Genomic DNA, 26,734 nt, shown 5'->3' with positions numbered 1-26,734 from the left:
GAAAGATGACCACCATGTGCGGACTCTTGGCATTCTTCAGCGCCCGTGGTGACGCCGGCGCGCATCGCGACGCCATCACCACCGCGTTGGAATCCCTGCATCACCGTGGGCCCGACGAGACCGGGGTCGATCTGGTCGGGGACGTCACAGGGCAGTACATCGACGGGGTCTTCGGCCACAAGCGGCTGTCGATCATCGATGTCGCGTCGAGTCACGAGCCCCTGCCCTACGCCGACGGCCGGTACCTGCTGACCTTCAACGGTGAGATCTACAACTACATCGAGCTCCGCAACGAGCTGATGCGCGACTTCGGTGCGCGGTTCGCCACCAACGGCGACGGCGAGGTGATCGTCGCCGGTTTCCACTACTGGGGCGAGCAGGTCCTCACCCGGCTGCGCGGGATGTTCTCCTTCGTCATCTGGGACCGCCAGACCCGCCGCGCGTTCGGCGCCCGGGACAACTTCGGCATCAAGCCGCTGCACTACCTGGAGACCGTCGACGGGCTCTACCTGGCCTCGGAGAAGAAGGCACTGCTGCCCTTCGCCCAGTCGGCGTACGTCGGTGACGCCGGTATCGACACCGCAAACCTCTCGCACTACCTGACCCTGCAGTACGTCCCGGAGCCCGGCACCCTGCACAAGGGGATCAACCGGATCGGCTCCGGCGAGTACCTGACCTGGAGTCCGGGGCAGCGCCTGGAGGTGCGGCGCTGGTACCGCCCGGTCTTCCGGCCCCGCCCCGTCGACGACCCGCAGCGGCTCTACGACGAGATCCGGGAGACGCTGCGGGAGAGCGTCCGCATGCACATGCGCGCCGACGTACCGGTCGGCTCCTTCCTCTCCAGCGGAATCGACTCCACCGCCGTGGTGGCGCTGGCCCGGGAGTTCAACCCGAACATCCTGACCTTCACCGTCGGCTACGACGTGCCGGGCTATTCCGAGATCGACGTCGCGCAGGACTCGGCCCGGCACCTCGATGTCACCACCATCCCGACCAAGATCGGGCCGCAGGACATGATGGATGCCCTGCCCCGCATCATCTGGCACCTCGACGACCCGGTCGCCGACCCGGCCCTGGTGCCGCTCTACTTCGTCGCCAAGAAGGCCGCTGAGCACGTGACCGTGGTCCTCTCCGGCGAGGGCGCCGACGAGTTCTTCGGCGGCTACACCATCTACCGCGAGCCGCTCTCCCTCGGCGCGGTCAACGGCCTGCCCGGCGGCGTGCAGAAGGGGCTGCGGGCCGTCTCCAAGGCCATCCCGCAGGGCGTCAAGGGCAAGAGCTTCCTGGAGCGCGGCACCACCCCGATCGAGGAGCGCTACTACGGCAACGCACGGATGTTCACCGAGGAGGAGAAGCGGCACCTGATGCGCCGCTACGACCCGTCGGTGCGCTACACCGACGTGACCGCGCCGATCTACGCCGAGTGCGCCGAACTCGACGACGTCACCAAGATGCAGTACGTCGACCTCTACACCTGGCTGCGCGGCGACATCCTGGTCAAGGCCGACCGGATCTCGATGTCGCACTCGCTGGAGGTGCGGGTGCCCTTCCTCGACAAGGAGGTCTTCGAGGTCGCCGCGAAGATCCCGGTCGAGCTGAAACTGCCGCCGCGTTCGGACGCCACCAAGTACGCCATGCGCCAGGCCCTGCAGGGCGTCGTCCCGCCGGCGATCGTCAACCGCCGCAAGCTCGGCTTCCCGACCCCGACCCGGGTCTGGCTGCGCGGCGAGATGTACGAGTGGGCGCGCAACATCCTCGCCACCTCCGGCGCCGGCGAGCTGCTGGACCTGCCGTACGCGATGCGGCTGCTGGAGGAGCACAAGCGTGAGGAGGCGGACAACTCCCGCAAGGTCTGGACCGTGCTGATCTTCTGCATCTGGCACGCGATCTTCGTGGAGAAGTCGCTCAATCCCGGCATCCAGCGCAACCAGTCGGCACTGCTCACCAAGCCGGTCGTCGGCTCGATGGTGCGCTGACCCCGAGTCCCGTCGCCCGGGTGCCCGCTGCTGTCGGCGGGCGCCCGGGCGATCTCGGTGGACCAACAGGGGAGCGGGGCTGACACCGGGTGCCGTCCAGCCGCGGCCCCGTTCAGTACCGCTCGGCGAGGTGCTCCCGTCCGGCCGGCGGCTCGTACGGCTCCGGCCAGAACTCGGTGATCCGCACGATCAGCCCGGCCTCGTCGAAATCGAAGAACGAGGCGGCGGGCAGATCCTTGTCGCCGGCCCTGAGCCGGACCCAGCTCGCGGCGGTGCCCGTCGCGCCGATGACGCGCTCCACCGTCAGCTCCCAGTCGCCCGGGTACTCGGCGTTGAACCGGACGAACCGGTCGCGGCCGTGGATGCGCTCCCGGCTCTGCGGCAGGTCGTAGACGACCTCGGAGGCGAGCAGTTCGCCGAAGCCCGTCCAGTCCCGCGCGGCGCAGGCGGCCCAGTACGCCGCCACCGCAGCACCCGCGTCGAGGGCGCGTCCGGCGCGGTGCGCGTGGCGTCCGGCGGGGTTCTTGTCGGCGGCATCCCGGCGAGGCGCGGGGGCGGCGGCGGTCTCCGCGCCGGCGCCGGCCGTGCCGGCGCGTTCCAGGTCTGCCGTACTGGCGGTATCCATGACGGCCATTATGGTGGCGGACACCGGCAGTGATCGCCCGCCCCGCCGAGGAGGAACGATGGCGTACGCGATGGTGCTCGGCGAGGCGCTGATCGACCTGCTGGAGACAGCCGACGGCGCCGAGCCGCTCTACCGGGCCGTCGTCGGCGGCGCGCCGCTCAACGTCGCGGTGGGGGCGTCCCGGCTCGGGGCGGCGGTCGAGTTCGCCGGCTCCCTCGGCGACGACGCCCTCGCCGACCGGATCGGCCGGTTCCTGGCCGACAACGGCGTCGGTACCCGGGGCGTGCTGCGGGCTGCCGCCCCCACCGCGCTGGCCGTGACCACCTTCGCCGGCGCCGAACCCGACTTCCGCTTCTACGGCGCACCCCCGTCGTACGGGCTGCTCGACGTCGCCGGGCTCGACGCCGCCCTGCCGGCCGGGGCGGCGGTGCTCTACTGCGGCTCCATCGCGCTGCTCTGCCCGCCGGTGCTGGCCGCCGCCCGCCACGCCTGGGCTGCCACGCCCGCCCTGCGGGTCTTCGACCCCAACGTCCGGCCGCGCCTGCTCACCGGCGCCGGCGATGTCGAACGGCAGCGGGCGGTCGCCGCGGAGTTCGCCGCCACCGCGGACCTGGTCAAGCTCAGCGCCGCGGACGCCGCGGTGCTCTATCCGGACAAGCCGGCCGAGGCCGTCGCCGGGCTGCTGCGGGAGCTGGGCGCGGGGGTGGTCGTGCTCACCCTCGGTGCCCGGGGCGCGCTGGTCGCCGCCGGCGCGCAGCTGTGCCGGATGCCGGCCCCTGCGGTACGGGCGGTCGACGCCACCGGCGCGGGGGACGCGGTGATGGCGGCGCTGATCGCCGACCTGCTCGCCGGCGGCGTCCCGGCCGATCCGGCGGGTTGGCGGCGGCGGGTCGAGTTCGCGCTGCGGGTCGCGGCCCTGGTCTGCGAGGCGCCCGGCGGGGCCACCGCGATGCCGACCCGGGCCCAGGTTGCCGCCCGCTTCGGCCCGGCCTGACGGCCCGCGACCAACCCGTTCCGGGGTGAGGTGGCGTTCAGGCGGTGCCGTCGAGTTCGGCGAAGCCGCGGCGGGCGGCGATCAGGGCGGCCCGGGCCCCGAAGGGCGCCTCGGCGGCGACCCGTTCGGCGGTCGTGCCGCCGGTGTGCGCGGCGCGGATCAGCCAGGCGAGATCGCTGAACTGCCGGTGCTGCTGCACCACGAAACCGCGGTCGGTGGGCGCGCCGTGGCCGGGGATCACCACCGTCTCGTCGCCGACCAGCCGCAGCACGTCGGCGAGGCTCTCCGGCCAGGCCAGCGGATAGCTCTCCTCGAAGGCCGGCGGTCCGCTCGACTCGACCAGGTCACCGGCGACCAGGACGTCGGCGTCGGGCACGTGCACCACCAGGTCCCCTGCCGTGTGCCCCCGGCCCGGATGCCGCAGCAGCACCGCCCGCCCACCCACGTCGAGCAGCGTCTCGGTCTGCACGGTCCGGGTCGGCGCGAGCAGGTCGACGTCGGCGAGTTCCGCGGCGAGCGCCGGCTCGGCGTCGGCCATCTCCGCGTACGCGGCGCGGCGTGCCTCCTCCGGCCGGCGCAGCGCCCCGGCGGCGTTCTCGTGGGCGTACACCGGACACGGCGGTGAGCCGGCGAGCGTGGCGTTGCCGAAGCAGTGGTCGAAGTGGTGGTGGGTGTTGACGATGCGCCCCGGCCAGGGCGCGACGCGGCGGATCTCCTCCGCCAGCGCGGTCGCCTGCGCCGGGGTGGAGAGGGTGTCGACCAGCAGGGCCTCGCCGGCGCCGACGATCAGCGTGGCGTTGACGTCGAGCACCGGATGCCGCAGCACCCAGACGCGGTCGGCGACCTCGGTCAGGCCCGTCATGCGACACCCGTCGCTCGGGCCACGAAACGCTGCCGGTCGACCAGGAGGCGTTCCACCACCCCCTCGGCGATGGTCGTCTCACCGTCGGTGAGCAGGACGTCGAAGACGAGTCTGCGGCCGTCGACCTGACTGAGCCGGGCGGCGGCGACGACGGTGCGGCCGATCGGCGTCGGCGCCCGGTGCTCCAGCTCCACCCGCGTGCCGACGGTCGTCATGTCCGGCGGCATCCGGGTGGCGGTCGCGGCGACCGTCGCGGCCTCGGCCAGGGCGAGAGCCCGGGGGGTGCCGAGCACCGGCACGTCACCGGAGCCGAGTGCCTGGGCGGTGTCGGCGACGGTGACTGTCAGCTCCACCCGGGCGGTCAGCCCGGTAGTGAAGACGTCCGTGTGCTGCCGGCTGCGGTCCCGCTGCTGCTCCATGCAGGAGAGCCTAGGTCCTGCCCGGCTCCCGCACGCCGACCCGGCCGGGAAACGTCCGCGCTCAGCCCGGGCCGCGCCGGGCCGCCTGGGCCCGTTCGGTGAGGGCGGCCGCCAGCATCCAGGCTTCGGCGAGGTCGCGCCCCTGCGCGGCGGCGCCGGCGCCACCGGCGGTGTCGACGTGCACGGTGGCCAGACCCAGCGCCCGCTGCAGCGGTCCCCGCACCACCCGCACGCTCTGGATCCGCGCGTACGGGACGATCACCAGTTCGCGGGTGAGCGCGCCGCGGCGCGCGGCGAAGACCCGCTCACCGAGACCGGCGCCGAGCACCGGCTGGGCGAACGGATGCAGCCAGCGCGCCCGCCGCGGCACCCCCGTCAGCGGCACCGTCAGCAGGTCCACCCCGGGGAGCACCTCGAAGGTGACGAAGCGGGCGTCGGCGAGTGTCCCGACCGGCAGCAGCCGGTCCGGTCGGTTGTTGTCGTCGGATTCGGCGGAGAAGCCCGCCACCTCCAGCCGCATCCGCAGCCACCCCTTGGCCCGCCAGAGCAGCGGCCAGGTCACCGCCACCGCCTGCACCCGGTCCAGCGGGACGGTCTGCGCGCGGGTCTCCAGCAGACCGCGATGCACCCGCAGGCCCGACTCCTGCATCGACAACCGGAAGTTCCAGTCGCTGAGCACGCGGCGGATCGGCTGCAGCATGATGCCGGCCGTGGCGGTCAGGGTGCTGGCAACCGCGATGAACGACCACGAACCCGAGGTGAGGAACTCGGTCAGCACCACCGTCACTCCGATGGGCAGGAAGAACGCCTGCGGGGTGAGCAACTGGCTGACCAGCACCTCGCGGTTGGCCACCAGGCGCAGCAGGCGCTCGGCCGGTGGCGCCGCCGGCAACGGCGCGTCGTCGCCGGGCACCGCGGCGTCCGGTACGGGTGACTGCCCCCGGCCTGCGAGGGTGAGCAGCCGGTCCCGCAGGGCCGCCGCCTCGGCCACCGTCAGGAACGACAGGGGAGCTTCGGTCTGGCCGCCCCCGACCACCTCCAGCCGCAGCTCCGCCAGGCCGGTGAGCTGGGCCAGCAGCGGACGTACCACCTCGACGGCCTGGAGCCGCTCCAGCGGGATCGCCCGGGTCCGGCGCCAGAGCAGCCCCTCGTGGATGCGCAGCTCCCGGCCGACGATGTGGTAGCCGGTGTTGTACCAGCTGACCACCGCGAGCACGGTCGCCCCGACGACGAGCACCGCCACCAGGACGGCGAACCAGCCCAGCCCCACCCGCGACAGCGTCGACCAGGAGAGCGCCGCGATGGCCACCACGATCGACTTCGCGCCCTGCAACAGCGGCGTCAGCGGATGCAGCCGGCGCCGGGGCTCGGCGACGACGTCGCCGGAGACGCTCACAGACCCTCCGCGCGATCTTCGCCGAGCGCGGTCAGCCGGTCCCGCAGCCGGGCCGCCTCCGCCGGGGGCAGGCCCGGGATCCGGGCGTCACTGGCCGCAGCCGCCGTGTGCAACTGCACCGTGGCCAGGCCGAAGGCGCGCTCCAGCGGGCCGGCGCTGACGTCGACGAACTGCATTCGCGCGTACGGCACGATCGACAGCCGGCGGATCAGCAGACCGTGCCGTACGAGCAGGTCGTTGTCGCGTTCGGCGTAGCCCCAGGCACGGACGGCCCGGAAGATGGTGGAGACCCGCAAGACGGCGAGCACACCCAGCAGGATCAGCGCCACGGTGAAGCCGCGCCCGCCGACGAGGACCGACCCGACGACGAGGCCGACGGCCACCGTCAGGACCAGGGAACCGAAGCTGATCAGCTCGACCCAGATCAGGTTCCGGGAGACCGGCTGCCAGCGGACCGTGTCCGGCCAGGGCTCCAGGGCACTGACGGGTTCGGGGCGGGGCGCTGGGCCGGTCTGCTCGGTCACGTCTAGAGCGTAGGGGATCCGGTCGCGGGCGCCACCTCGCGCAGGAAGCCCCGCACGGTGAGGAACTCACCGAGGGTCTCCCGGTGGATGTCGCAGGCCAGCCAGGTCTTGCGCCGGTCGGGGGTGTGCAGCTTCGGGTTGTTCCACCGCAGCTCCCAGCGGGCCGCCGCCGGGCAGCCCTTGGCCGAGCAGACCGGTTCGATGGTGGGCGCGATCTCGTCGGTCATCGGCAGAGTCTATGGTTCGCCGTCGCATCGCCGCGAGTGCCGCCCACGCCGCGCGGGCGGCATGGCAGTCTTGTCGGCAGCACCTCATCCGACTCAACCGACCCACGCTGTGGAGGACCGGTGGCCCAGCCGACCACACCCGACGCGCCGACGCCGACGCTCGGCAGCGCGCCGCACTCCGCTCCCGAGAGCACCCCCGCCGTCGACGCGACCCTGCTCGAACGCGCCATGTTCGAGGTCAAGCGCGTCATCGTCGGGCAGGACCGGATGGTCGAGCGGATGTTCGTCGCGCTACTCGCCCGCGGGCACTGCCTGCTGGAGGGTGTGCCCGGGGTGGCCAAGACCCTGGCGGTGGAGACCCTGGCCCGGGTTGTCGGTGGCAGCTACGCCCGGGTGCAGTTCACCCCGGACCTGGTGCCGGCCGACATCATCGGCACCCGCATCTACCGGCAGGGTTCGGAGACCTTCGACGTCGAACTCGGACCGGTCTTCGTCAACTTCCTGCTCGCCGACGAGATCAACCGGGCACCGGCCAAGGTGCAGTCCGCCCTGCTGGAGGTGATGGCCGAGCAGCAGGTCTCCATCGGCGGCCGGACCTACGAGGTGCCGCACCCGTTCCTGGTCATGGCCACCCAGAACCCGATCGAGCAGGAGGGCGTCTACCCACTGCCGGAGGCGCAGCGCGACCGGTTCCTGATGAAGATCGTCGTCGGCTACCCCAGCGACTCCGAGGAACGCGAAATCGTCTACCGGATGGGCGTACGCGCGCCGGAGCCGAACGTCGTCTTCAGCCCCACCGATCTGGTGTCCCTGCAGCGCAAGGCCGACGAGGTCTTCGTGCACAACGCGCTGGTCGACTACACCGTCCGGCTGGTGCTGGCCACCCGGGCCCCCGCCGAACACGGCATGCCGGACGTCGCGCGCCTCATCCAGTACGGCGCCAGCCCGCGCGCCTCGCTCGGCATCATCCGGGCCAGCCGGGCGCTGGCGCTGCTGCGCGGCCGCGACTACACCCTGCCCCAGGACGTGCAGGACGTCGCCCCGGACATCCTGCGCCACCGGCTGGTGCTCAGCTACGACGCCCTCGCCGACGACGTGCCCGCCGACCACATCGTGGCGCGCATCATGTCCACCATCGCGCTGCCCTCGGTCACCCCGCGGCAGCAGGCGGGCGTCGGCGCGCCCGGCGGCCAGGGCGGCGGCTGGCCCGGACGCCCGGCGTGAGCGCACCGGCGCCGCTCTCCCCGCAGGTGGCCGGCCCGTCCGAGGCGGCGCTGTCCCGGCTGCAGCTGATGGTCACCCGCAAACTCGACGGGCTGCTGCAGGGCGACTACGCGGGACTGCTGCCCGGACCGGGCAGCGAGGCCGGCGAATCCCGGGAGTACCGCCCCGGTGACGACGTCCGGCGGATGGACTGGCCGGTGACGGCCCGTACCACCGTGCCGCACGTACGGCGCACCATCGCCGACCGGGAGCTGGAGACCTGGCTGGCGGTGGACCTGTCGGCCAGTCTGGACTTCGGCACCGGGCGGTGGCTCAAGCGCGACCTGGTGGTCGCCGCCGCCGCGGCGATCACCCATCTGACCGTGCGCGGTGGCAACCGCGTCGGCGCCGTGCTCGGCGTCGGCGCCGAGCAGCCGGCCGCGCCGGGCCGGCGGCGCGGCCCGGCGTCCGCGCCCGGGCCCGGCACGCTGACCGTGTTGCCGGCCCGGCCCGGCCGCAAGGAGGCGCAGGGGCTGCTGCGCCGCATCGCCGGCGCGCCGGTACGCCCCGGCCGCGTCGACCTCGGCGCCCTGGTCGAAGCCCTCAACCGGCCGCCGCGCCGCCGGGGCGTCGCGGTGCTGATCTCCGACTTCCTCGCCCCGCCGCAGCAGTGGACCCACCCGCTGCGGCGGCTCGCAGTGCGCCACGACGTGCTCGCCATCGAGGTCGTCGACCCCCGTGAGCTGGAACTGCCCGACGTCGGCGTGCTGCCGGTGATCGACCCGGAGAGCGGTGAACTGCACGAGGTGCAGACCGCCGATCCGAAGCTGCGCGCCCGGTACGCGCAGGCGGCGGCCGCCCAGCGCGACGCCATCTCGGCGGCGCTGCGTGGTGCCGGGGCGGCGCACCTGCGGCTGCGTACCGACTCCGACTGGCTGATGGATATGGTGCGGTTCGTGGCCGCGCAGCGGCATGCCCGTACCCGAGGGACGACTCGATGATCCGCTTTCTGCAACCCTGGTGGCTGCTGACGCTGCTGCCGGTCCTGGCCCTCGCCGCGGCGTACGTCTGGCGGCAACTGCACCGGCAGGCCTACGCGGTGCGGTTCACCAACGTGGACCTGCTGCGTACCGTCGCCCCGAAGGGGATCGGCTGGCGCCGGCACGTGCCGGCGGTGGCCCTGCTGCTGGGCCTGCTGGTGCTGGCGACGGGGCTGGGCCGCCCGTCGGTCGACACCCGGCAGCCACTGGAGCGCGCGACGGTGATGCTCGCCATCGACGTCTCGCTGTCCATGCAGGCCGAGGATGTGGCGCCGACCCGGTTGGAGGCCGCGCAGGAGGCGGCCAAGCAGTTCGTGGCGGAGCTGCCGGAGAGCTACAACGTCGGGTTGGTCTCCTTCGCCAAGTCGGCGAACGTGCTGGTGGCGCCGACAAAGGACCGCTCCGCGGTGACCTCGGCGATCGACGGGCTGACACTGGCGGAGTCGACCGCGACCGGTGAGGCCGTCTTCACCTGCCTGGAAGCTATCCGCATGGTGCCGGCCGACGGTGCCGAGGGGATCCCGCCGGCCCGGATCGTGCTGCTCTCCGACGGATACCGCACCGCGGGTCGTTCGGTCGAGGAAGCCGCCTCGGCTGCCTCGGCCGCGCACGTGCCGGTCTCGACGATCGCCTTCGGCACCGACGGCGGCACCGTGGACATCAGCGGCCAGCTGCAGCCGGTGCCGGTCGACCGGCCGGCCCTCGCCGCGCTCGCCGAGTCCACCGAGGGCTTCTTCTACGAGGCCGAGACGGTCAGCGAGCTCAAGCAGGTCTACCAGGACATGGGCAGCTCGATCGGGTACCGCACCGAGCCGCGCGAGATCACCCAGTGGTACGCCGGCGGCGCGCTGCTGCTGCTGTTGGCGGCGGGAGCGGCGAGTCTGGTCTGGACGTCCCGGCTGGTCTGACGCGCCGGCCGGGACGCCCCGGTCACGCGGTGCCGCTGGCCATCACGAAGAGCACGGCGATCCAGACGGCGGCGAGGGTGAAGCCCAGCGGGGCGACGTAGCGGCTCATGACGGTCTCCGGGTGGCGCTGGCCGGCAGCGTGGGAGGCGTGCCGGGCGAGGGGCAGGCGGAACACACACGGGACTCGTGACCGGGTTGCGCCCCGCCGGGCACGCCGGACCGGTCACGGCCGGGAAGCCGGCAGACCGGGGTGGGCGTGGTGCGACAGGGAGCGGGCTGGTCAGCTCAGGGCGCGCCGTGGCGGGCTCAGCGGAGCTGACGGTTCGTCCGGCCACGACTGGCAGGATCGCTATCTCGCACAGCGATCACCTCCACCGGTCGTCAGGGCTCGGAACGCGCGCCATCGTACCCTGTTGCCGTTCGCGGTCCGCAGCGGAGGCACACCGGCGCAGGGACCACGCCGCCGGCCGTCGGCGTTAGCGCTTACCTGCGGGTAACGCCTAGTCTGCGCAACGCACGCCCACATATCTGTTAGGGGGAGCCGTGGCTCGGACGGTGCTGGTGACCGGTGGGAACCGGGGGATCGGTCTGGCGATCGCGCATGCCTTCGTCAAGCAGGGAGACCGCGTCGCGGTGACCCACCGCGGCGAGACCGGGCCGCCGGATCTCTTCGGTGTCCGCTGCGACGTGACCGACTCGGCCTCGGTCGACGCCGCCTTCTCCGCGGTGGAGGCGGAGTTCGGTCCGGTGGAGGTGCTGGTCGCCAACGCCGGCATCACCGACGACACGCTGCTGATGCGGATGTCCGAGGAGCAGTTCACCGGTGTTGTCGACACCAACCTGACGGGCGCGTTCCGCTGCGCCAAGCGGGCGTCGTCGAAGATGCTGCGGGCCCGCTGGGGCAGAATGATCTTCATCTCCTCGGTGGTCGGCCTCTACGGCAGCCCCGGGCAGGTCAACTACGCGGCCAGCAAGGCCGGGCTGGTCGGCGTCGCCCGCTCCATCACCCGGGAGCTCGGCGGGCGCAACATCACCGCCAACGTCGTGGCGCCGGGCTTCATCGACACCGACATGACCGCCGCGCTGCCCGACGAGCGCAAGGCCGATTACCTCAAGGCGATCCCGGCGGCCCGGTTCGGCGCCACCGACGACGTCGCGGCCGTGGTGACCTGGCTCGCCGGTGACGGCGCCGGTTACATCTCCGGCGCGGTGATTCCCGTCGACGGCGGCCTCGGCATGGGCCACTGACCGCTCTCCCATCAGTTTCCACGAACGCAGAGGAGCTCCATCTTGTCTGGATTGCTGGCCGGTAAGCGGCTGCTCGTCACCGGCGTGATCACCGACCAGTCGATCGCCTTCTCGGTGGCGAAGCTGGCACAGGAGAACGGCGCGACGGTCGTGCTGACCGGCTACGGCCGGCTCTCGCTGGTCGAGCGGATCGCCCGGCGGCTGCCCGAGCCCGCCCCGGTCATCGAGCTCGACGTGACCGACGCCGGCCAGCTGGCGGGCCTCGCCGACCGGGTCCGTGAGCACGTCGACGGCCTCGACGGGGTGGTGCACTCCATCGGCTTCGCCCCGGCGACCTGCCTGGGCGGCGGTTTCGTCGACGCGCCCTGGGAGGACGTGGCGACCGCGCTGCACATCTCCACCTACTCGTACAAGTCGCTGGCGATGGCGGCGCTGCCGCTGATGGGGCGCGGCGGCTCGGTCGTCGGGCTGACCTTCGACGCCACCAAGGCCTGGCCGGTCTACGACTGGATGGGCGTGGCCAAGGCCGGGCTGGAGTCCGCCTCCCGGTACCTGGCGCTGCACCTGGGCCCGAAGGGCATCCGCAGCAACCTGGTCGCCGCCGGACCGCTGCGGACCATGGCCGCGAAGTCGATCCCGGGCTTCGATCAGTTCGAGGAGGCCTGGGCCGGCCGGGCGCCGCTGGGCTGGGACCTCACCGACCAGGAGCCGGCCGCCCGCGCCTGCCTGGCGCTGCTGTCGGACTGGTTCCCCGCCACCACCGGCGAGATCGTGCACGTCGACGGCGGATACCACGCGATCGGCGCCTGAACTCCCGGCCGAAGGACCCCGCCTCCGTGGCCGTGCCACGGCCGGAGGCGGGGTCCTTTCCGCTGTCCACCCGGCAAAGGGGGAGAATGGGACCATGGGCTACGACGCTGTGGTGCTGCTGTCGTTCGGCGGTCCCGAGGGACCCGACGACGTACTTCCCTTCCTCGAGAACGTCACCCGCGGCCGGGGGATCCCGCCGGAGCGGCTGGCCGAGGTGGCCGAGCACTACCGCAACTTCGGCGGCGTCTCGCCGATCAACCAGCAGTGCCGTGACCTGATCGCGGCGATCCGTGCGGACTTCGCGGCCAACGGCGTGGACCTGCCCGTCTACTGGGGCAACCGCAACTGGCACCCGATGCTCGCCGACACCCTGGCGCAGATGCGCGACGACGGCATCCGCAACGCCCTCGGCTTCGCCACCAGCGCCTACGGCGGCTACTCCTCCTGCCGCCAGTACTACGAGGACATCGCCGCGGCCCGCGCGCTCGTCGGGGCGGACGCTCCCGCGGTGACCAAGCTGCGGCAGTTCTGGGACCACCCCGGTTTCGTGGAGCCGCTCGCCGACGCGGTCCGCGACTCGCTGGCCCGGCTCGACCCGGCGAAGCGGGACACCACCCGGGTCGTCTTCACCGCCCACTCGGTGCCGCTGGCCGCCGCCGCGGCCGCCGGACCCGACGGCAACCGCTACACCGCCCAGCTGGCCGAGGTCGCCGGGCTGGTCGCCGCGCACGCCGGGGTCGACGTCCCGTACGACCTGGTCTGGCAGAGCCGCTCCGGCCCGCCGCAGGTGCCGTGGCTCGAACCGGACATCAACGACCACCTCGCCGCGCTCGCCGCCGGCGGCACCACCTCGGTGGTGGTGAGCCCGATCGGTTTCGTCTCCGACCACCTGGAGGTCGTCTGGGACCTCGACACCGAAGCCGCGGCGACCGCAGGGCAGCTGGGCCTGGACTACGTACGCGCAGCCACCCCCGGTGTCGACCCCCGGTTCGTGGCGATGGTGCGTGACCTCGTCCGCGAGCGCGTCGAGCAGGTGCCGCCGCCGCAGTGGAGCCGGCTCGGCACACTCCCGGCGTGGAACACCTGCCCGGCCTCGTGCTGCCTGCCGACGCGGCGGTCCTGACGTGGCCGGCTACGAACAGCCGCCGACGGTCACCGGCCCGGCGCAGTGCTGGCTCACCGACATGGACGGGGTGCTGGTGCACGAGGGGCAGCCCATTCCCGGGGCACCCGAGTTCATCGCCCGCCTGCGGGCCTCCGGCAAACCGTTCCGGGTGCTGACCAACAATTCCATCTACACCCCCCGCGACCTGCAGGCCCGGCTGGCGCGGGTGGGCATCCAGGTGCCCGAGTCGGTGATCTGGACCTCGGCGCAGGCGACCGCCCAGTTCCTCGCCGACCAGCGTCCCGGCGGCACGGCGTACGTGATCGGGGAGGCGGGGCTGACCACGGCGCTGCACGCCGTCGGCTACGTCCTGAGCGACTTCGCCCCGGAGTACGTGGTGCTCGGCGAGACGCGGACCTGGAGCTTCGAGGCGGTCACCAAGGCGATTCGCCTGATCAACGACGGTGCCCGCTTCATCTGCACCAACCCCGACGCCACCGGTCCCTCGGCGGAGGGGGCGCTGCCGGCGGCCGGCTCGGTGGCGGCGCTGATCTCCAAGGCGACCGGGATGGCGCCCTACTTCATCGGCAAGCCGAACCCGATGATGATGCGGTCGGCGCTCAACAGCATCGACGGCCACTCCGAGGACACGATCATGGTCGGTGACCGGATGGACACCGACATCCTCTGCGGCCTGGAAGCGGGGCTGCGTACGGTGCTGGTCCTGACCGGGATCAGCACCCGGGCCGAGGCGGAGCGCTACCCGTACCGTCCGTCGCGCATCGTCGACTCGGTGGCCGATCTGATCGACGAGATCTGACCCGGCGCGTACGGGGTCGTGGTCAGGGCCGCGCCCGGGGTCGTGGTCAGGGCCGCGCCCGGGGTCGTGGTCAGGGGCGCAGTGGGGCGTTGCAGGCGGCGACCAGCGCACGCCGGCAGGCGGTGGTGAGCGGTCGTAGCGCCGCGTCGCGCTGCTGGGCCTCGTAGCCGTTGACCGCCCCGCCCGGAGCGGCCTGTCCGGCCAGCACCAGCACCCGGTCCAGGACGGCCGCGCGGGCGAAGAGACGCCGGGCCCGAGGGTCGAAGCCCGGCGGCAGGTCGGTAACGCCGTCCGGCCGGCGCAGCGCCGCGAGCGCCCCGGCCAGCTCGGGCCGCCAGGCGGCCACGTCGAGCCGGGTGAGCGTCATCGTCGTCTCCGCCAGCACGCTCGCCAGCTCCGCCTCGGCCTCGGCGGCGCCGGGCATCGTCAGCGACGCGGCGGGTGCGTCCGCAGCCAGCGGGAAGACCCGCCAGAGCACCGTCTCGAAGGTCATCCCGGAGCCGGACGTGTGACTGCGGACCTGCGGCACGAAGCCGAGGCCGGCGGTCACCACGGCCTCCCCGGCCAGCAGCGCCGCGCCGCTGAAGTCGCCCGGACCGGGCAGCCCGCGCGGGTCGCCGGCCGCCGGCAGGACCAGCCGGATGTCGTCGGGGGAGTGCTTGGCCAGCGACGGCAGCGCGTCGGCCAGGGGCACGTCCGTCCACGTTCCCGGGGCGTCGGCGACGAGATGCTCCTCGCCGGCGGCGATCGACTCGGCCACCTCGTCGAAGGGCACGAGCCCGGCGCGCCACGCCCGTACCCAGGCCACGAATCGGCTCGACCGGCGGGCGGTCAGGCTGACGGTGTCGGTCACGGATGACATGCAGGCAAGGGTACGTGCTGACGCCGGTCGTGTCTCGGTCCCGGCGGTGCCGCTTCGCGGCGGGTCCGGACCGGGTTGAATGCCCGCCCGCGGTCGTCCCGGGCGCCCCGCCGGCACCCCTCGGCGGTGGGCCCGTGCGGCGCGTCAACGAGCCGGAAACGGCGCCGGCCGTTAGCCTGTCGGCCCATGAGCGGGCGATATGGAAACGATGTCCTGGCCGGTGACTGGCGGCGTCGCAGGGTCACCCCCGAGGTCGACGCGGAGCTGGACCTGGTGGTGGAGGACGCCGACTCCGGCTTCTGCGGCGCGGTCGTCGGATTCGAGTCCGGCGCGGTGGTGCTGGAGGATCGCAAGGGGCGGCGGCGCAACTTCCCGCTGCTGCCGGCGGCCTTCCTGCTCGACGGCCGGCCGGTGACCCTGCGCCGCCCGGCGCCGACGGCGAGCGCGCCGGTACGACGCCGCACAGCCTCCGGCTCAGTGGCGGTCTCCGGCGTGCCGGCGAAGGTGGCCAAGGCGAGCCGTATCTGGGTCGAGGGCATCCACGACGCCGCCCTGGTGGAGCGGATCTGGGGCGACGACCTGCGGGTGGAGGGGGTGGTCGTCGAACCGCTGGACGGCATCGACGACCTCGACGCGCACATCGGCGCGTTCGGCCCCGGCCCGCAGCGCCGGCTCGGCGTGCTCGTCGACCACCTGGTGCCCGGCTCCAAGGAGAGCCGGATCGTCGCCCGGGTTACCTCGCCGCACGTGCTGGTGACCGGGCACCCGTACGTCGATGTCTGGCAGGCGGTGAAGCCGTCGGCGCTGGGGATCGCCGCGTGGCCGGTGGTCCCGCCGGGGCGGCCGTGGAAGGAAGGCGTCTGCGCCGCGCTCGGGGTGGCGACCCCGGCCGAGATGTGGCGGCTGATCCTGTCGCGGGTCGACAGCTACGCCGACGTGGAGACACCGCTGATCAACGCGGTCGAGCGCATGATCGACTTTGTGACGGTGCCGCCGGCCGGCGACTGAACGAGCGCCTGCGGCGGGGTGGGCCGGCGGCCGGCTCCGTCAGTGGTGGCCGGGGTCCGGCGTGTGGGCCGTCGGCCGCGGGTCAGCGCAGCCGGTCGGGGTCGCGGGTGAAGACGAAGGTGGCGATGTCCAGGGCGGTGACCTGCCCGTTCTCGTCGCGTAGCACGGTCATCGTCTCGCCGTGCTCGTCACCACCGGTGCCGCGCCAGCGGTCGCCCTCCTCGTGTCGGAAGCAGACCTGGCCGCCCGCCGGCTGCAGCCGGGTACGCACCAGCTCGTCGCGGTGCGGGTCCCAGGTGAACTCGTACTCCTCGCCCATCCACCACCAGCGCCCGCAGAGCTGGTCGATCTCCGGGGACGGGCGCTGCGGCCGGGGCCGCCACGGGCTCGTCGGCTCCGGCTCCGCGTCGAGCACGGTGGTGAGAAGGGTACGGGTGAACTCGCCGATCGAGCCGCTCCGCAGGCCGTACGCGTTGGCGAAGGTGACCACGCCGGTGCGCGTCGGCCGGTGCACCGCCAGCCCTGCGACATAGCCGGGCATCGAGCCGCCGTGGCCGGTGTAGACCCGCTCGCCGACGCGGTGCAGTTGCAGCCCGAGACCGTGCCCGGAGCGCCACGAGTCCAGATCGCTCATGATCACCGGTACGCACATCTCGGCGAGGGTCTGCGGGGCGAGCACCCCCGGGTCGGGCGACGCCAGGAACGCGGCCCAGCGGGCCAGGTCCTCGGCCGTCGACCAGAGCTGCCCGGCCGGGGCCATCGCGCCCGTGTCGGTCCGCGGCTCCTCGCGCAGCGTCTCGTGCCAGGGGTGCACGACGTAGCCGGTGGCGTAGGGCGCCTGCTCCAGGTAGGTGGTGCGGGTCATTCCGAGCGGCTCCAGGACACGCTCGGTGAGCAGCTCGGCCCACCCGCGCCCGGTCAGGGCCTCGGCGACCGCGCCGAGCAGGCCGTAGGCGAGGTTGGAGTAGTGGTACGCCCGGTGCGGCGGGTGGCTGAGCTTGCCCGGGGTGAGCCCGGCCAGCAGCGTGGTGAGATCGGCGCCGTCGGCGCGTTCCCACCACTGGCCCTCCGGCTCGCGCTGCAGTCCGCCGGCGTGGCCGAGCAGCTGGCGCAGGGTGACAGCGCCGACGGGTGTGCCCGGCAGGTGCGCCTCGAGCGGGTCGTCGAGGTCGAGCAGGCCCCGGTCGCGCAGCTGCATGATCAGGACCGCGGTCATCGTTTTGGTGATCGATCCGATCCGGTACTGCATGCTCCGCTCGGGGCTGAGCAGCTCACCGGCGGCGGCGAAGTGCACCAGCGCGCCGGCGCGCACGATCCCGGCGACCAGGGTCGGCGTCCGCCCCTGCGCCTGCCCTTCGGCGACGAGCAGGTCGATGCGGCGGGTGGTCTCCATCAACAGCGACACCGGTGCGGCTCCTTCGGGGGCGCGGACGGCGGTCGGACGACCTCCGTCGATGCCGCACGCATTGTATGTGCGGCTCTCGGTGGCGGCCCGGTTCGCCCCGCGTGGGCGGTTGTACCGCACCCATGATCGTTTGGGGTGGTTGGACGTGCGCAGCCGTGACAGAATCCTATGGGTGGAGCTGTTGCTGTGGATCGTTCTGGGCGTGGTGCTGGCGGTTGCCGAGATTTTCACCACCACGCTCTTCCTGATCATGTTCTCGGCGGGCGCGTTCGCCGCCGCGATCGCGGCCGGTCTCGGCGCCCCGGTCCTCGCGCAGGTGCTGATCTTCACCGTCGTCTCCGCGCTGACGGTGGCCGTGGCCCGGCCGACGATCCGCCGCCACCTCGCGTCGCCCACCGAGAGCGGCACTCCGCCGTTCGGGGTCGGTGCGATCGAGGGCTCCACGGCGGAGGTGCTGGAAGCGGTCGACGCGGCGCGCGGTCTCGTCAAGATCGACGGCGAGGTCTGGTCGGCACGCTCCTTCGACACCACTCAGACGTTCGACCCGGGCGACCGGGTACAGGTCATACAGGTCCGGGGCGCCACGGCCCTGGTCTGGCGGGACCAACCTACGACTCCGGTCCAGCTGCCGGAGCGAGAAGGCGAGTGATTGATGGATGGCCTCTTGATCCTGATCGGCGCAATCGCGCTGCTCATGGTGGTGACCCTGGTCAAGGCGGTGCGGATCGTGCCGCAGCAGCGGCAGGACGTCGTCGAGCGGCTCGGTAGGTACAAGCGCACCCTCAACCCCGGACTGAACCTGCTGATTCCCTTCATCGACGCGGTCCGCACCAAGGTGGACATGCGCGAGCAGGTGGTCAGCTTCCCGCCGCAGCCGGTGATCACCTCTGACAACCTGGTCGTGTCGATCGACACGGTGCTCTACTTCAAGGTGATCGACTCGGCCCGTGCGACGTACGAGATCTCCAACTTCCTCCAGGCGATCGAGCAGCTCACCGTCACCACCCTGCGTAACGTGATCGGTTCGCTCGACCTGGAGCGCGCGCTGACCAGCCGCGAGGAGATCAACCGGCACCTCTCCGGCGTGCTCGACGAGACCACCGGCCGCTGGGGCATCAAGGTCACCCGGGTGGAGATCAAGGCGATCGAGCCGCCGCCGAGCATCCGCGACTCGATGGAGAAGCAGATGCGCGCCGAGCGGGACCGCCGCGCCGCGATCCTCAACGCGGAGGGGCACAAGCAGTCGCAGATCCTCACCGCCGAAGGTGAGAAGCAGGCCGCGGTGCTGCGCGCCGACGGTGACCGGCAGGCCCGGATTCTGCAGGCCGAGGGTCAGGCCAAGGCCATCCGTACCGTCTTCGACGCCATCCACACCGCCAACCCGAGCCAGAAGGTGCTCGCCTACCAGTACCTGCAGGCCCTGCCGCAGATCGCCAACGGCACCGCCAACAAGGTCTGGATCGTCCCGGCCGAGCTGACCAAGGCCCTCGAGGGCATGGGCGGCGCGCTGGGCGGGCTCAACCGGATGGTCGGCGACATGCCGTCGCCCGAGGCGAGCGCCGACGCCGGCGCCGTCGAGCGGGAGGCCGCCGAGGCGGCCGAGGCCGCCGCCCGCGCCGCCGCGCAGATCAACGACGAGGTGCGCGCCGCCGAAGCGCAGGTCACCTCGGGTGGCAACGCGCCTCAGGGGCTGCCCGCCCCGGCGCCGGTCTCCCCGACGAGCCTGCTCGGCGACCAGAGCGGCACCGACCAGCGTCAGCTCTGACAGCACGTTGTCACCGGCCCCGGCCGCCCTTGGCGGCCGGGGCCGGTGTGTGTCTGCGAACCGGTACGGTCGCCGCACGTCCGCCGTCATCCGCGGCGCCACCCGAACGACGGCAATTCGGCCAAGCGCCGTCGAGGTGGCCCTGGGGCCTGCCACGATCGTGGCGCAAGGGTCCTGACCGCCGGGGAGTCCGCGTCCGCAGCCGCCCCGGCGCCGGTGAACGGGAACGGGGTGGATCGGATGGCGAGATCCCGGGAGCGGGACGGCGCGGTGTCCGCGACGCGGGGCGGCACCCGTGGCAAACGCGGCCGCAACGGCGGCTTCGGCATCCTGCCGTTCGTGGTGGAACCCTCCCCGTACTCAGCCGCCACCGACGCCACCTGGGCCTGGTCGCTGCGGCGCCTGGCCCGGGTCGCGGTCTGGCTGCTGCCCTGCTACGCCCTGCTCTTCGGCGGGATGGCCCTGTACAGCGACGGCGAAGGGCTCGGCAGCCGTTCGTACCCGCTCGACGGCCGTTCGCTCTACCTGCTCGGCTGGGCGGTCACCGTCTGGGTAGGCCTGCTGGCGGTGCTCGCGTTGACCGCGCTGCTGGTGGTGACCCGGACCCGCTGGTGGGCGGTCGGCGGAATGTCCGCCGCGCTCGCCGGCATCGTGCTGATGCTCCCCTTCACCGGAGTGGGGGAGACCGCGCCGGTCTTCGGCGTCAACGCCCGCGTCTTCGTGCTGCTCGGCTCGGCGGTCTACAGCCTCGGCTGGGCCCTGACCGGCTGGGCCGTCAGCCGCTCCCGGGTGTTCAGCGTCGGCGACGGCACGATGCTGATGATCGCCGCCCCGCTGCTCGGTATCGCCGGTGCCCTGCTCGGCGCCCTGCAGACCTTCGGCGCGGTTTTCGTGCTGGCCGCCGGAATCGGGGTGGCCTGGCGGGCCGGCCGTCTCGTCCCGGCCATCATCGCCCGGCAGGCGGCGGCGGCGAGCGTCGCCACCCCGGTGGCCCCGGAGAGCACCGACCCCCTCGCCGCCGGCTGAACCGGTACCGTGGCCGCCATGCCGCCGTCCCCGCAGCCCGGCATGCCGGTGCCCGCCGCAGCGGCCGCGGCAACCGGGCGGCGCGTCCGCCGGACACGCTGCCGGCTCGTCCTCGCGTTGGCCGTGGCGCTGGCGGCCGGCTGCGGCGACGGGACGCCGCCCGCGCCCACCCCGGAGCCGGCCCCCTCCAGCGCCGCGCCCGCGCCCACCCGGAGCACGCCGCCGCCGACGCCGCGCCCTTCGGTCACCGCCCCGGCCGGATTCGTCGCGCTCTCCAGCGTCGCCCCGACGATCATCGAGGACGTCCGCTACGCCACCGCGCACAACTTCGTCGGCCGGCCCGTGACCGGCTACACCGAGCCGATCTGCGTCCTCACCCGCCAGGCGGCCGACGCGCTGCGCCGGGTGCAGGCGGCGGCGCAGGCCCGCGGTTACCGCCTGAAGGTCTACGACTGCTACCGGCCGCTGTCGGCCGGGGAGGAGTTCGTGCGCTGGGCCAAGGACCCCGACGACGACCGGATGCGGGCGGAGTTCTATCCGACCCTGGCGAAGTCACAGCTCTTCCCGCAGGGCTTCATCGCCAGCCCCAGCTCCCACAACAGCGGCAGCACCGTCGACCTGACCCTGGTCAGAACGCCGGCCGCACCCCAGCCGACGTTCAGCCCCGGGCAGGAGCTGCAGTCCTGCACCGCGCCGGCCGGCCGGCGCTACGCCGACAACAGCATCGACATGGGCACCGGCTACGACTGCTTCGAGTCGCTGTCGCACACGGAGAACCCGGCCGTCACCGGTGCGGCCCGCGCCAACCGTCTGCTGCTGCGGGACCTGATGCGCCAGCAGGGCTTTACCAACTATTCCGGCGAGTGGTGGCACTACGACTACGACGACGACCCGTACCCGAACCGGTACTTCGACTTTCCGGTGACCCGCGCGGCGCTGCCCGGCGGGTGAGGCACCCGGCGGTCGGCGGCACCCCGGCGGTCGGCGGTCGGCGGGTGAGGTGGCCGACGCCCGCGGTGGGCGGTGCGTGACCCACCGCGGGCGACCGGCAGAATCGACCGGTGCCCGTGGAACAGATCACCGACCCCGACGACGTACGCATCGCCGACTACCGGGCGCTGACCGACGTGGAGCTGCGGACCCGCTGGGAGCCGCCGCACGGGCTGTTCATCGCCGAGGGGGAGCTGGTGCTGCGCCGCGCCCTGCGGGCCGGCTACCCGCCGCGGTCGTTCCTGGTCGACGCCAAGCGGGTCGACCAGCTCGGTGACCTCGACACCGGCGACGCCCCGGTCTACGCCGCCACCCCGCAGGTGCTGCAGGAGGCGACCGGATTCCACGTCCACCGCGGGGTGCTCGCCTCCTTCCACCGCAAGCCGCTGCCCACTGCCGCCGAGGTGCTCGCCGGGGCACGCCGGGCGGTGATCCTCGAGGATGTCAACAACCACACCAACCTCGGCGCGATCTTCCGGGCCGTGGCGGCGCTCGGCATCGACGCCGTGCTCCTGTCGCCCTCCTGCGCCGACCCGCTCTACCGGCGCAGCGTCCGGGTCAGCATGGGCGAGGTCTTCGCCGTGCCGTACGCCCGGCTGGAGCCCTGGCCCGCCGGGCTGACCCAGGTCCAGGCGGCCGGCTTCACGGTGCTGGCCCTGACACCCGCGCCGGACGCCGTGCCGATCCAGACCCTGACCGCCGCGCAGCGGGCCCGTGCCGCGCTGCTGATGGGCGCCGAGGGCGCCGGGCTGACCGCCGCCGCGATGGCCGCGAGCGACGTACGGGTGGTCATCCCGATGCGCCGCGGCGTCGACTCGCTCAACGTCGCCGCCGCCACCGCGGTCGCCGCCTGGGAGCTGGGCCGCGACGACCCGGTCTGACCCTCGCCAACCGTCGGAGTGGAGCCGTAACCTGTCGCCGTGTTTCCAACGGTGCGGGAGGTTCTGGCGCTGGGTCCGGTGCGGCATGGCAGCCCGCGACTGGTCGCCGGCGAGGACGGCGTCGACCGGCCGGTGCGCTGGGTGCACGTCGCCGAGGTGCCGGACATCGCGGCGCTGCTGCGCGGCGGCGAGCTGGTGCTCAGCACCGGCATCGGGCTGCCCGCCGACGACGCCGCGCTGCGCCGTTTCATCGACGAGCTCGCCGACGTGGGAGTCGCCGGGCTGATGGTGGAGCTCGGCCGCCGCTACACCGGCAGCGTGCCCCGGGCGATGGCCGACGCCGCGACCCGGCGCGGCCTGCCCCTGGTGGAGCTGCGGCGGGCCACCCCCTTCGTGCCGATCACCGAGGCGGTGCACGCGCTGGTCATCGACGCCCAGCTCACCGAGCTGCGGGCAACCGAGGAGATCCATCAGCGCTTCACCGAGCTGTCGGTGGAGGGCGCCGAGCCGGCCGAGGTGCTGCGCCAGGCTGCGGCGCTGGCCGGTTGCCCGGTGGTGCTGGAGAACCTGGCCCGTCAGGTCCTCGCCTACGACGCGGCCGGGGAGAGTCCGCAGGCCCTGCTCGACGGCTGGGAGCAGCACTCCCGCCGGGTCCGCCCACCCGGCCGCACCGGGTACGACGCCGACGCCGGCTGGCTGGTGACGATGGTCGGCGCCCGCGGGCAGGACTGGGGGCGACTGCTGCTGCGCTGGCCCGGCGCCGGATTCGACGCCGCGGGCGGATCACCGCCGACCCGGCTGGTGATCCTGGTGGAGCGGGCCGCGTCGGCGCTGGCGCTCGGCCGGCTCATCCGCCGCGACGTCGAAGGGCTGGAGCGGCAGATCCACCGGACCCTGCTCACCGCCCTGCTGGACCACACCGGCTCCCTGGACGAGGTGCAGCTGCGCGCCCGCGCGCTGGGGCTGACGCTGGAGCGCCGCCACCTCATCGGGGTGATGGTCCGCAACCGGGTCGACGATCCGTCCGCCGAGCACGGCCCGCAGGTGGCGCAGGCCCGGCTACGGGACCTCGCCGAGGCCGTCGGACAGGCGTTGCGGGAGACGAAACTGACCGCGCTGACCAGCGCCGTCGACGACCAGGCGGTGGGCGCGCTGCTGGTGCTCGCCGACCCGGCGGCGGAGGAATCGGCGCTGAGCGCCTTCGCTGCCGCGCTGCGCCGGATCCGCCTGATCGGCGCCGGACCGGCCGCGGTCAATGGCGCGGTGACCGGCTCCAGCCCTCCGGTGATCATCGCCGCCGGCTCCGGGGTGGCGGGCCTGCCCGAGGCGCGCCGATCGCTGCTGGAGGCCCGGCAGGTCGCCGATGCGGCCCGCCGGGACCGGCGTGACCTGCCGGTGTTCCGCCTGCCGCACGTCGGGCTGGCCGGACTGCTGCACCTGCTCCGCGACGAGCCGCGGTTGCAGACCTTCGTCGAACGTGAACTCGGCCCCCTGCTGGCCTACGACGCCCGGCACCCCCGCGAGCAGCTGCTGGAGACGCTGCGGGCGTACCTGGAGCAGGGGCGCAACAAATCGGCGGCCGCGACGGCCGCGCACCTGTCCCGGCCGGCCTTCTACGACCGGCTCGCCCGGATCGGCCGGGTCCTCGGCGCCGACCTCGACTCCGTGGCGGCCTGCCTTTCCCTGCACGTCGCTCTGCTCGCCCTGGACGCCGTCCGCGACAACTGACCCCGGCTCAGTCGACTGACCCCGGCTCAGTCGAGCGCGGCGAGCGCCTTCGCGTACGCCGGGGGCACGAACGACGGCCCGGCGGGGGTGAAGACGTCGGAGGCGGCGGCGGTCTCCCACGCCGAATCGGGCACGGCCGACAGCAGGGCGGTGACCACCGGGCTGTCCTGCCACTGCGGCTGCGCCGCCACCAGGCTCAGCGCCACCACCGACTCCTCCACCTCGCCGACGCACTCGAAGGGCTTGTGCCCGTCGACGCCGAGCAGCTCCCGGTAGCCGGGCAGCTGGGAGGGGTCGGCGAAGAGGTCCGCGCCGAAGATGTGCACCAGCCGGGCACGCTCCATGAACGGCGCCAGGGCCAGGAAGATGAAGCGGCACTTCGGGCAGTGCGCGCACCAGCGCGCGCTCGGGTCGTGCAGCTTGAAAGCGGCGTTGCAGCTGGTCACCACGTCGTCGTAGCGGGTGATGCCGGCGAAGAGCCGGGCGATGTGCAGCTCGGAGAGCTGCCGCAGCAGCGAGAAGTACGGCTCGGTCAGCCCCGCGTGCGCGGTGAGCGCCGCCCGCAGCAGCCCTTCGGCTTCGGCGCCCTTTGACCACTGGTGGTTGATCTCGTGACCGTTCCAGATCAGGTTCGGGTCCGAGGCGGAGCGCTCGTTGGACATCACCACCGGACCGAGCCCGTGCAGCACGGCGGTGGCGACCGCGATCAGCGAGTTGATCGCGGTGACCGGGATGTGGCCGTTGCGCGCGCCGGCGGCGTTCAGCTCGAACAGCGCCGGGTCGAGCCGCCGGCGGGCGGTCAGCGCGGTCAGCCCGGAGGCCTCGTTGACCGAGACGATCACGTGGTTGGGGTTGACCGAGAAGGGGACCGGGTCCAGTCCGGCGCCGCGCAGCGCCTCCAGGCTGACGATGGAGTCCTTGCCGCCACCGACGGCCGAGAGCGGACGGGCCGAAGCGGTGTCCAGCGGCGCGACCGGCGCCACCTCGCCGGCCGGGACATCGAGGGCCAGTTCGAGTACGTACGGCAGGTCGTTGCGGTAGGCGTACTCGCCGAGGCCCTTGGTGTAGAGGGCGGTCAGGAACGCGGTCGCGGCCTCGCCCAGCGGGTGCGGCGCGATCAGCCGGGGTGGGGCGGCGGCCTTGTAGTAGCTCACGCCGGCGGCCAGGTGCAGCAGCTCCAGCACCCGGTGCAGCGCCGCCAGCCGCGTCCCGGTCGGCGGCTGCGCCGGCAGCGGGAACGTCACCACCTCGGTGAAGCGCAGCTGACCGTCGGCGCCGGTGAGCGCGTAGTCGAAGCGGGCCTCGCCGGTGCTGAGATCCAGCGAGTACGAGGGGAAGGTGAAGGCGTCCATCTGCCGCAGCTGTCCGTTGAGCACACGCCATACTAGTCCCGGTTTGCCCGCCCACCGGAGGAGATCCCTGTGCGCCTGTCCGATCTGCGTGGCCGTCGTGTCGTCGTCTGGGGGACCGGACGGGAGGGACGGGCGGCGGTCACCGCCATCGCCGCGCAGCAGCCGGCCGAGCTGGTCGCCGTCGAGGACCGCCCGGCGGGCGACGCGCTGCCGTGGGGCGGGGCGCCGGCCGAGGTGGCGGCGGTGTACACCGGCGAGCAGGCCCACGAGCGGCTGCTCGCCGCCGACGTGGTGGTCCGTTCGCCCGGGGTGCCGCAGACCCACCCCTGGGTGATCGAGCTGCGCGAGCGCGGGGTGCCGATCACCGGTGGCACCGCGCTCTGGATGGCCGACCACGCCGCGCGCACCGTCGGCGTCACCGGCAGCAAGGGCAAGAGCACCACCGCCAGCCTGATCAGCCACCTGCTGACCGTGCTCGGCCGGGCCAACGTCTTCGGCGGCAACATCGGGGTGCCGCTGCTCAACCTCCCCGAGGCCGACCGCTACGTCCTGGAGCTCTCCAGTTACCAGTGCAGCGACCTGACCGACTCGCCGCGGGTCGCCGTGGTCACCTCGCTCTTCCCCGAGCACCTGGACGCCCACGGCGGTGAACGGGAGTACTACCGCGACAAGCTCAACCTGATCGACCACGGCCCCGAGGTCACCGTCGTCAACGGCACCGACCCGCGCCTGCTGGCCGAGCTGGGGTCGCGGCCGGCGATCCGCGCCGGGCTCCCCGACGGCTTCCACGTCGCGTCCGGCCCGGACGGCACCGCCTGGGTGTACGCCGGCGACCGGCCGCTCTTCATCCGCGCGCTCCTGCCGCTGGTCGGGCGGCACAACGAGAGCAACCTCTGTGTGGCGCTGACGGTGCTCGAGGCGCTCGGCATCGACTGTGTGGCCGAGCACGAGGCGCTGGCCCGGGCGGTCGCCACCTTCACCGGGCTGCCGCACCGGCTCGCCGAGATCGCCGACCCGGCCGGGATCACCTTCGTCGACGACACCCTCTCGACCAGCCCCTACTCGGCGATGCACGCGATCGAGGCGTACGAGGACCGGCCGTTGACGGTGATCGTCGGGGGCGCCGACCGAGGGCTTGACTACACCCCGCTGCGCGAGCATCTGGCGGCCCGGGAGCTGACGGTGATCGGGGTGCCCGACAGCGGCCCGCGGATCATCGGCGAGCTGCGCGATCTGCCCGGTGTCCGGGCCGAGCTGGCCGAGGACCTGGTCGCCGCCGTGCGCCAGGCCCGGCGGCTGACGCCGGCCGGCGGGGTGGTGCTGCTCTCCCCGGCGGCACCCAGTTACGGGCAGTTCCGCAACTTCGAGCACCGTTCCGAGGTCTTCGCCCAGGCGATCCGCGACACCGCCTGAGTCAGGGCGCTCCGGCGGGTCTCATCGGCGGTGGCTGATGATGGTCCGGCAGGTGTCATCGGCGGTGGCTGATGCGGTCTGACGGGTGTCCATCGGCGTTCGCTGATAACGGTTCGGGCCAGGGTCTTGCTGTCGGCGCGAGGGTGC

Annotated in this window: 27 protein-coding genes; 17 read left to right on the top strand and 10 right to left on the bottom strand. The window is 73.2% G+C overall.

From position 1 onward, the window contains the following. Positions 1 to 14 precede the first annotated feature (14 nt). Entirely contained in the window at positions 15 to 1,976 is a 1,962-nt protein-coding gene (asnB, locus tag ACK8GG_RS07270) for an asparagine synthase (glutamine-hydrolyzing) (RefSeq protein ID WP_440348937.1), read from the top strand. Between the two features lie 112 nt (positions 1,977 to 2,088). On the opposite strand, the gene ACK8GG_RS07265 is transcribed toward asnB, so the two are convergent. Then, positions 2,089 to 2,601, bottom strand: a complete 513-nt coding sequence (locus ACK8GG_RS07265; protein ID WP_440348936.1) for a nuclear transport factor 2 family protein — start codon at positions 2,599 to 2,601, stop codon at positions 2,089 to 2,091. 58 nt (positions 2,602 to 2,659) lie between these two features. Here ACK8GG_RS07265 and ACK8GG_RS07260 point away from each other — a divergent pair, with 58 nt between their 5' ends. Further along, a complete protein-coding gene (locus ACK8GG_RS07260; protein ID WP_440348935.1) occupies positions 2,660 to 3,595 on the top strand; it encodes a carbohydrate kinase family protein in 936 nt (311 codons plus the stop codon). Between the two features lie 37 nt (positions 3,596 to 3,632). On the opposite strand, the gene ACK8GG_RS07255 is transcribed toward ACK8GG_RS07260, so the two are convergent. The 5 genes from ACK8GG_RS07255 to ACK8GG_RS07235 form a co-directional block, all read right to left on the bottom strand. Next, complete coding sequence (locus ACK8GG_RS07255; RefSeq protein WP_440348934.1) at positions 3,633 to 4,457, bottom strand: MBL fold metallo-hydrolase; 825 nt, start codon at positions 4,455 to 4,457, stop codon at positions 3,633 to 3,635. Next, positions 4,454 to 4,876: a thioesterase family protein gene (locus ACK8GG_RS07250; RefSeq protein WP_440348933.1), complete on the bottom strand. Its 423-nt coding sequence runs from the start codon at positions 4,874 to 4,876 to the stop codon at positions 4,454 to 4,456. The genes ACK8GG_RS07255 and ACK8GG_RS07250 overlap by 4 nt, the downstream gene beginning before the upstream one ends. A 61-nt stretch (positions 4,877 to 4,937) precedes the next feature. Next, a complete protein-coding gene (locus tag ACK8GG_RS07245; protein WP_440348932.1) occupies positions 4,938 to 6,272 on the bottom strand; it encodes a PH domain-containing protein in 1,335 nt (444 codons plus the stop codon). Next, positions 6,269 to 6,796, bottom strand: coding sequence for a PH domain-containing protein (locus ACK8GG_RS07240; protein WP_440348931.1), 528 nt, complete (start codon positions 6,794 to 6,796; stop codon positions 6,269 to 6,271). Before ACK8GG_RS07240 ends, ACK8GG_RS07245 begins: the two co-directional genes overlap by 4 nt. 2 nt (positions 6,797 to 6,798) lie before the next feature. Further along, positions 6,799 to 7,023, bottom strand: a complete 225-nt coding sequence (locus tag ACK8GG_RS07235; RefSeq protein WP_440348930.1) for a hypothetical protein — start codon at positions 7,021 to 7,023, stop codon at positions 6,799 to 6,801. 120 nt (positions 7,024 to 7,143) lie between these two features. On the opposite strand from ACK8GG_RS07235, the gene ACK8GG_RS07230 reads away from it, so the two are divergent. Genes ACK8GG_RS07230 through ACK8GG_RS07220 form a run of 3 tightly spaced genes read left to right on the top strand, consistent with a single transcriptional unit; the run spans position 7,144 to position 10,174 of the window. After that, on the top strand, positions 7,144 to 8,247 hold the full coding sequence (locus ACK8GG_RS07230) for an AAA family ATPase (RefSeq protein WP_440348929.1): 1,104 nt from the start codon (positions 7,144 to 7,146) through the stop codon (positions 8,245 to 8,247). Then, positions 8,244 to 9,227: a DUF58 domain-containing protein gene (locus ACK8GG_RS07225; protein ID WP_440355900.1), complete on the top strand. Its 984-nt coding sequence runs from the start codon at positions 8,244 to 8,246 to the stop codon at positions 9,225 to 9,227. The genes ACK8GG_RS07230 and ACK8GG_RS07225 overlap by 4 nt, the downstream gene beginning before the upstream one ends. Continuing rightward, a complete protein-coding gene (locus ACK8GG_RS07220; RefSeq protein ID WP_440355899.1) occupies positions 9,224 to 10,174 on the top strand; it encodes a VWA domain-containing protein in 951 nt (316 codons plus the stop codon). Before ACK8GG_RS07225 ends, ACK8GG_RS07220 begins: the two co-directional genes overlap by 4 nt. A 22-nt stretch (positions 10,175 to 10,196) precedes the next feature. On the opposite strand, the gene ACK8GG_RS07215 is transcribed toward ACK8GG_RS07220, so the two are convergent. Further along, entirely contained in the window at positions 10,197 to 10,349 is a 153-nt protein-coding gene (locus ACK8GG_RS07215) for a hypothetical protein (RefSeq protein WP_440348926.1), read from the bottom strand. Between the two features lie 368 nt (positions 10,350 to 10,717). On the opposite strand from ACK8GG_RS07215, the gene fabG reads away from it, so the two are divergent. From fabG to ACK8GG_RS07195, 4 genes are all read left to right on the top strand, one after another. Further along, on the top strand, positions 10,718 to 11,422 hold the full coding sequence (gene fabG, locus ACK8GG_RS07210) for a 3-oxoacyl-ACP reductase FabG (protein WP_440348925.1): 705 nt from the start codon (positions 10,718 to 10,720) through the stop codon (positions 11,420 to 11,422). 42 nt (positions 11,423 to 11,464) lie between these two features. After that, complete coding sequence (gene fabI, locus ACK8GG_RS07205) at positions 11,465 to 12,232, top strand: enoyl-ACP reductase FabI (protein WP_440348924.1); 768 nt, start codon at positions 11,465 to 11,467, stop codon at positions 12,230 to 12,232. 94 nt (positions 12,233 to 12,326) lie between these two features. Continuing rightward, on the top strand, positions 12,327 to 13,355 hold the full coding sequence (locus tag ACK8GG_RS07200; RefSeq protein WP_440348923.1) for a ferrochelatase: 1,029 nt from the start codon (positions 12,327 to 12,329) through the stop codon (positions 13,353 to 13,355). Between the two features lie 61 nt (positions 13,356 to 13,416). After that, positions 13,417 to 14,157 carry an HAD-IIA family hydrolase gene (locus ACK8GG_RS07195; RefSeq protein WP_440349229.1) on the top strand — a complete coding sequence of 247 codons (741 nt, stop codon included), beginning with the start codon at positions 13,417 to 13,419 and terminating at the stop codon, positions 14,155 to 14,157. A gap of 70 nt (positions 14,158 to 14,227) precedes the next feature. Here the strand turns inward: ACK8GG_RS07195 and ACK8GG_RS07190 are convergent, their stop codons facing one another. Beyond that, positions 14,228 to 15,019, bottom strand: coding sequence for an Rv1486c family protein (locus ACK8GG_RS07190; protein ID WP_440348922.1), 792 nt, complete (start codon positions 15,017 to 15,019; stop codon positions 14,228 to 14,230). A 186-nt stretch (positions 15,020 to 15,205) separates the two neighbouring features. Between ACK8GG_RS07190 and ACK8GG_RS07185 the strand changes: the two genes are divergently transcribed. After that, positions 15,206 to 16,027, top strand: a complete 822-nt coding sequence (locus ACK8GG_RS07185; RefSeq protein WP_440348921.1) for a DUF3097 domain-containing protein — start codon at positions 15,206 to 15,208, stop codon at positions 16,025 to 16,027. A gap of 82 nt (positions 16,028 to 16,109) precedes the next feature. Here the strand turns inward: ACK8GG_RS07185 and ACK8GG_RS07180 are convergent, their stop codons facing one another. After that, positions 16,110 to 17,432, bottom strand: a complete 1,323-nt coding sequence (locus ACK8GG_RS07180) for a serine hydrolase domain-containing protein (protein WP_440348920.1) — start codon at positions 17,430 to 17,432, stop codon at positions 16,110 to 16,112. Positions 17,433 to 17,604: 172 nt separating this feature from the next. Between ACK8GG_RS07180 and ACK8GG_RS07175 the strand changes: the two genes are divergently transcribed. From ACK8GG_RS07175 to ACK8GG_RS07150, 6 genes are all read left to right on the top strand, one after another. After that, positions 17,605 to 18,081 (top strand): NfeD family protein, encoded by a 477-nt coding sequence (locus ACK8GG_RS07175; RefSeq protein ID WP_440348919.1) that lies wholly within the window; start codon positions 17,605 to 17,607, stop codon positions 18,079 to 18,081. A 3-nt stretch (positions 18,082 to 18,084) separates the two neighbouring features. Beyond that, a complete protein-coding gene (locus tag ACK8GG_RS07170) occupies positions 18,085 to 19,197 on the top strand; it encodes an SPFH domain-containing protein (protein ID WP_440348918.1) in 1,113 nt (370 codons plus the stop codon). 240 nt (positions 19,198 to 19,437) lie between these two features. Next, positions 19,438 to 20,223 carry a hypothetical protein gene (locus ACK8GG_RS07165; RefSeq protein WP_440348917.1) on the top strand — a complete coding sequence of 262 codons (786 nt, stop codon included), beginning with the start codon at positions 19,438 to 19,440 and terminating at the stop codon, positions 20,221 to 20,223. Positions 20,224 to 20,241: 18 nt separating this feature from the next. Continuing rightward, positions 20,242 to 21,174: a M15 family metallopeptidase gene (locus ACK8GG_RS07160; protein ID WP_440348916.1), complete on the top strand. Its 933-nt coding sequence runs from the start codon at positions 20,242 to 20,244 to the stop codon at positions 21,172 to 21,174. A 110-nt stretch (positions 21,175 to 21,284) separates the two neighbouring features. Beyond that, the gene (locus tag ACK8GG_RS07155) at positions 21,285 to 22,094 is read left to right on the top strand and encodes a TrmH family RNA methyltransferase (protein WP_440348915.1); all 810 of its coding nucleotides are present in this window, start codon (positions 21,285 to 21,287) and stop codon (positions 22,092 to 22,094) included. Between the two features lie 39 nt (positions 22,095 to 22,133). After that, the gene (locus ACK8GG_RS07150) at positions 22,134 to 23,822 is read left to right on the top strand and encodes a PucR family transcriptional regulator (protein ID WP_440348914.1); all 1,689 of its coding nucleotides are present in this window, start codon (positions 22,134 to 22,136) and stop codon (positions 23,820 to 23,822) included. 26 nt (positions 23,823 to 23,848) lie between these two features. Here the strand turns inward: ACK8GG_RS07150 and ACK8GG_RS07145 are convergent, their stop codons facing one another. Further along, complete coding sequence (locus tag ACK8GG_RS07145; RefSeq protein ID WP_440348913.1) at positions 23,849 to 25,198, bottom strand: MurL-like N-terminal domain-containing; 1,350 nt, start codon at positions 25,196 to 25,198, stop codon at positions 23,849 to 23,851. 45 nt (positions 25,199 to 25,243) lie between these two features. Here ACK8GG_RS07145 and murD point away from each other — a divergent pair, with 45 nt between their 5' ends. Continuing rightward, a complete protein-coding gene (gene murD / locus ACK8GG_RS07140; RefSeq protein WP_440355898.1) occupies positions 25,244 to 26,587 on the top strand; it encodes a UDP-N-acetylmuramoyl-L-alanine--D-glutamate ligase in 1,344 nt (447 codons plus the stop codon). Positions 26,588 to 26,734 lie beyond the last annotated feature (147 nt).

Source organism: Melissospora conviva (assembly GCF_049523535.1).
GTDB classification, from domain to species: Bacteria; Actinomycetota; Actinomycetes; order Mycobacteriales; family Micromonosporaceae; genus Melissospora; species Melissospora conviva.
Note: the sequence above shows the minus strand (reverse complement) of the source record. Positions and strands in the feature narration are given on the sequence as shown.

Coding starts and splice junctions, on each gene's coding strand:
- asnB (WP_440348937.1), top strand. CDS start 15: ATGTGCGGACTCTTGGCATTCTTCAGCGCCCGTGGTGACGCCGGCGCG.
- ACK8GG_RS07265 (WP_440348936.1), bottom strand. CDS start 2,601: ATGGATACCGCCAGTACGGCAGACCTGGAACGCGCCGGCACGGCCGGC.
- ACK8GG_RS07260 (WP_440348935.1), top strand. CDS start 2,660: ATGGCGTACGCGATGGTGCTCGGCGAGGCGCTGATCGACCTGCTGGAG.
- ACK8GG_RS07255 (WP_440348934.1), bottom strand. CDS start 4,457: ATGACGGGCCTGACCGAGGTCGCCGACCGCGTCTGGGTGCTGCGGCAT.
- ACK8GG_RS07250 (WP_440348933.1), bottom strand. CDS start 4,876: ATGGAGCAGCAGCGGGACCGCAGCCGGCAGCACACGGACGTCTTCACT.
- ACK8GG_RS07235 (WP_440348930.1), bottom strand. CDS start 7,023: ATGACCGACGAGATCGCGCCCACCATCGAACCGGTCTGCTCGGCCAAG.
- ACK8GG_RS07220 (WP_440355899.1), top strand. CDS start 9,224: ATGATCCGCTTTCTGCAACCCTGGTGGCTGCTGACGCTGCTGCCGGTC.
- ACK8GG_RS07200 (WP_440348923.1), top strand. CDS start 12,327: ATGGGCTACGACGCTGTGGTGCTGCTGTCGTTCGGCGGTCCCGAGGGA.
- ACK8GG_RS07195 (WP_440349229.1), top strand. CDS start 13,417: ATGGACGGGGTGCTGGTGCACGAGGGGCAGCCCATTCCCGGGGCACCC.
- ACK8GG_RS07190 (WP_440348922.1), bottom strand. CDS start 15,019: ATGTCATCCGTGACCGACACCGTCAGCCTGACCGCCCGCCGGTCGAGC.
- ACK8GG_RS07185 (WP_440348921.1), top strand. CDS start 15,206: ATGAGCGGGCGATATGGAAACGATGTCCTGGCCGGTGACTGGCGGCGT.
- ACK8GG_RS07170 (WP_440348918.1), top strand. CDS start 18,085: ATGGATGGCCTCTTGATCCTGATCGGCGCAATCGCGCTGCTCATGGTG.
- ACK8GG_RS07165 (WP_440348917.1), top strand. CDS start 19,438: ATGGCGAGATCCCGGGAGCGGGACGGCGCGGTGTCCGCGACGCGGGGC.
- ACK8GG_RS07160 (WP_440348916.1), top strand. CDS start 20,242: ATGCCGCCGTCCCCGCAGCCCGGCATGCCGGTGCCCGCCGCAGCGGCC.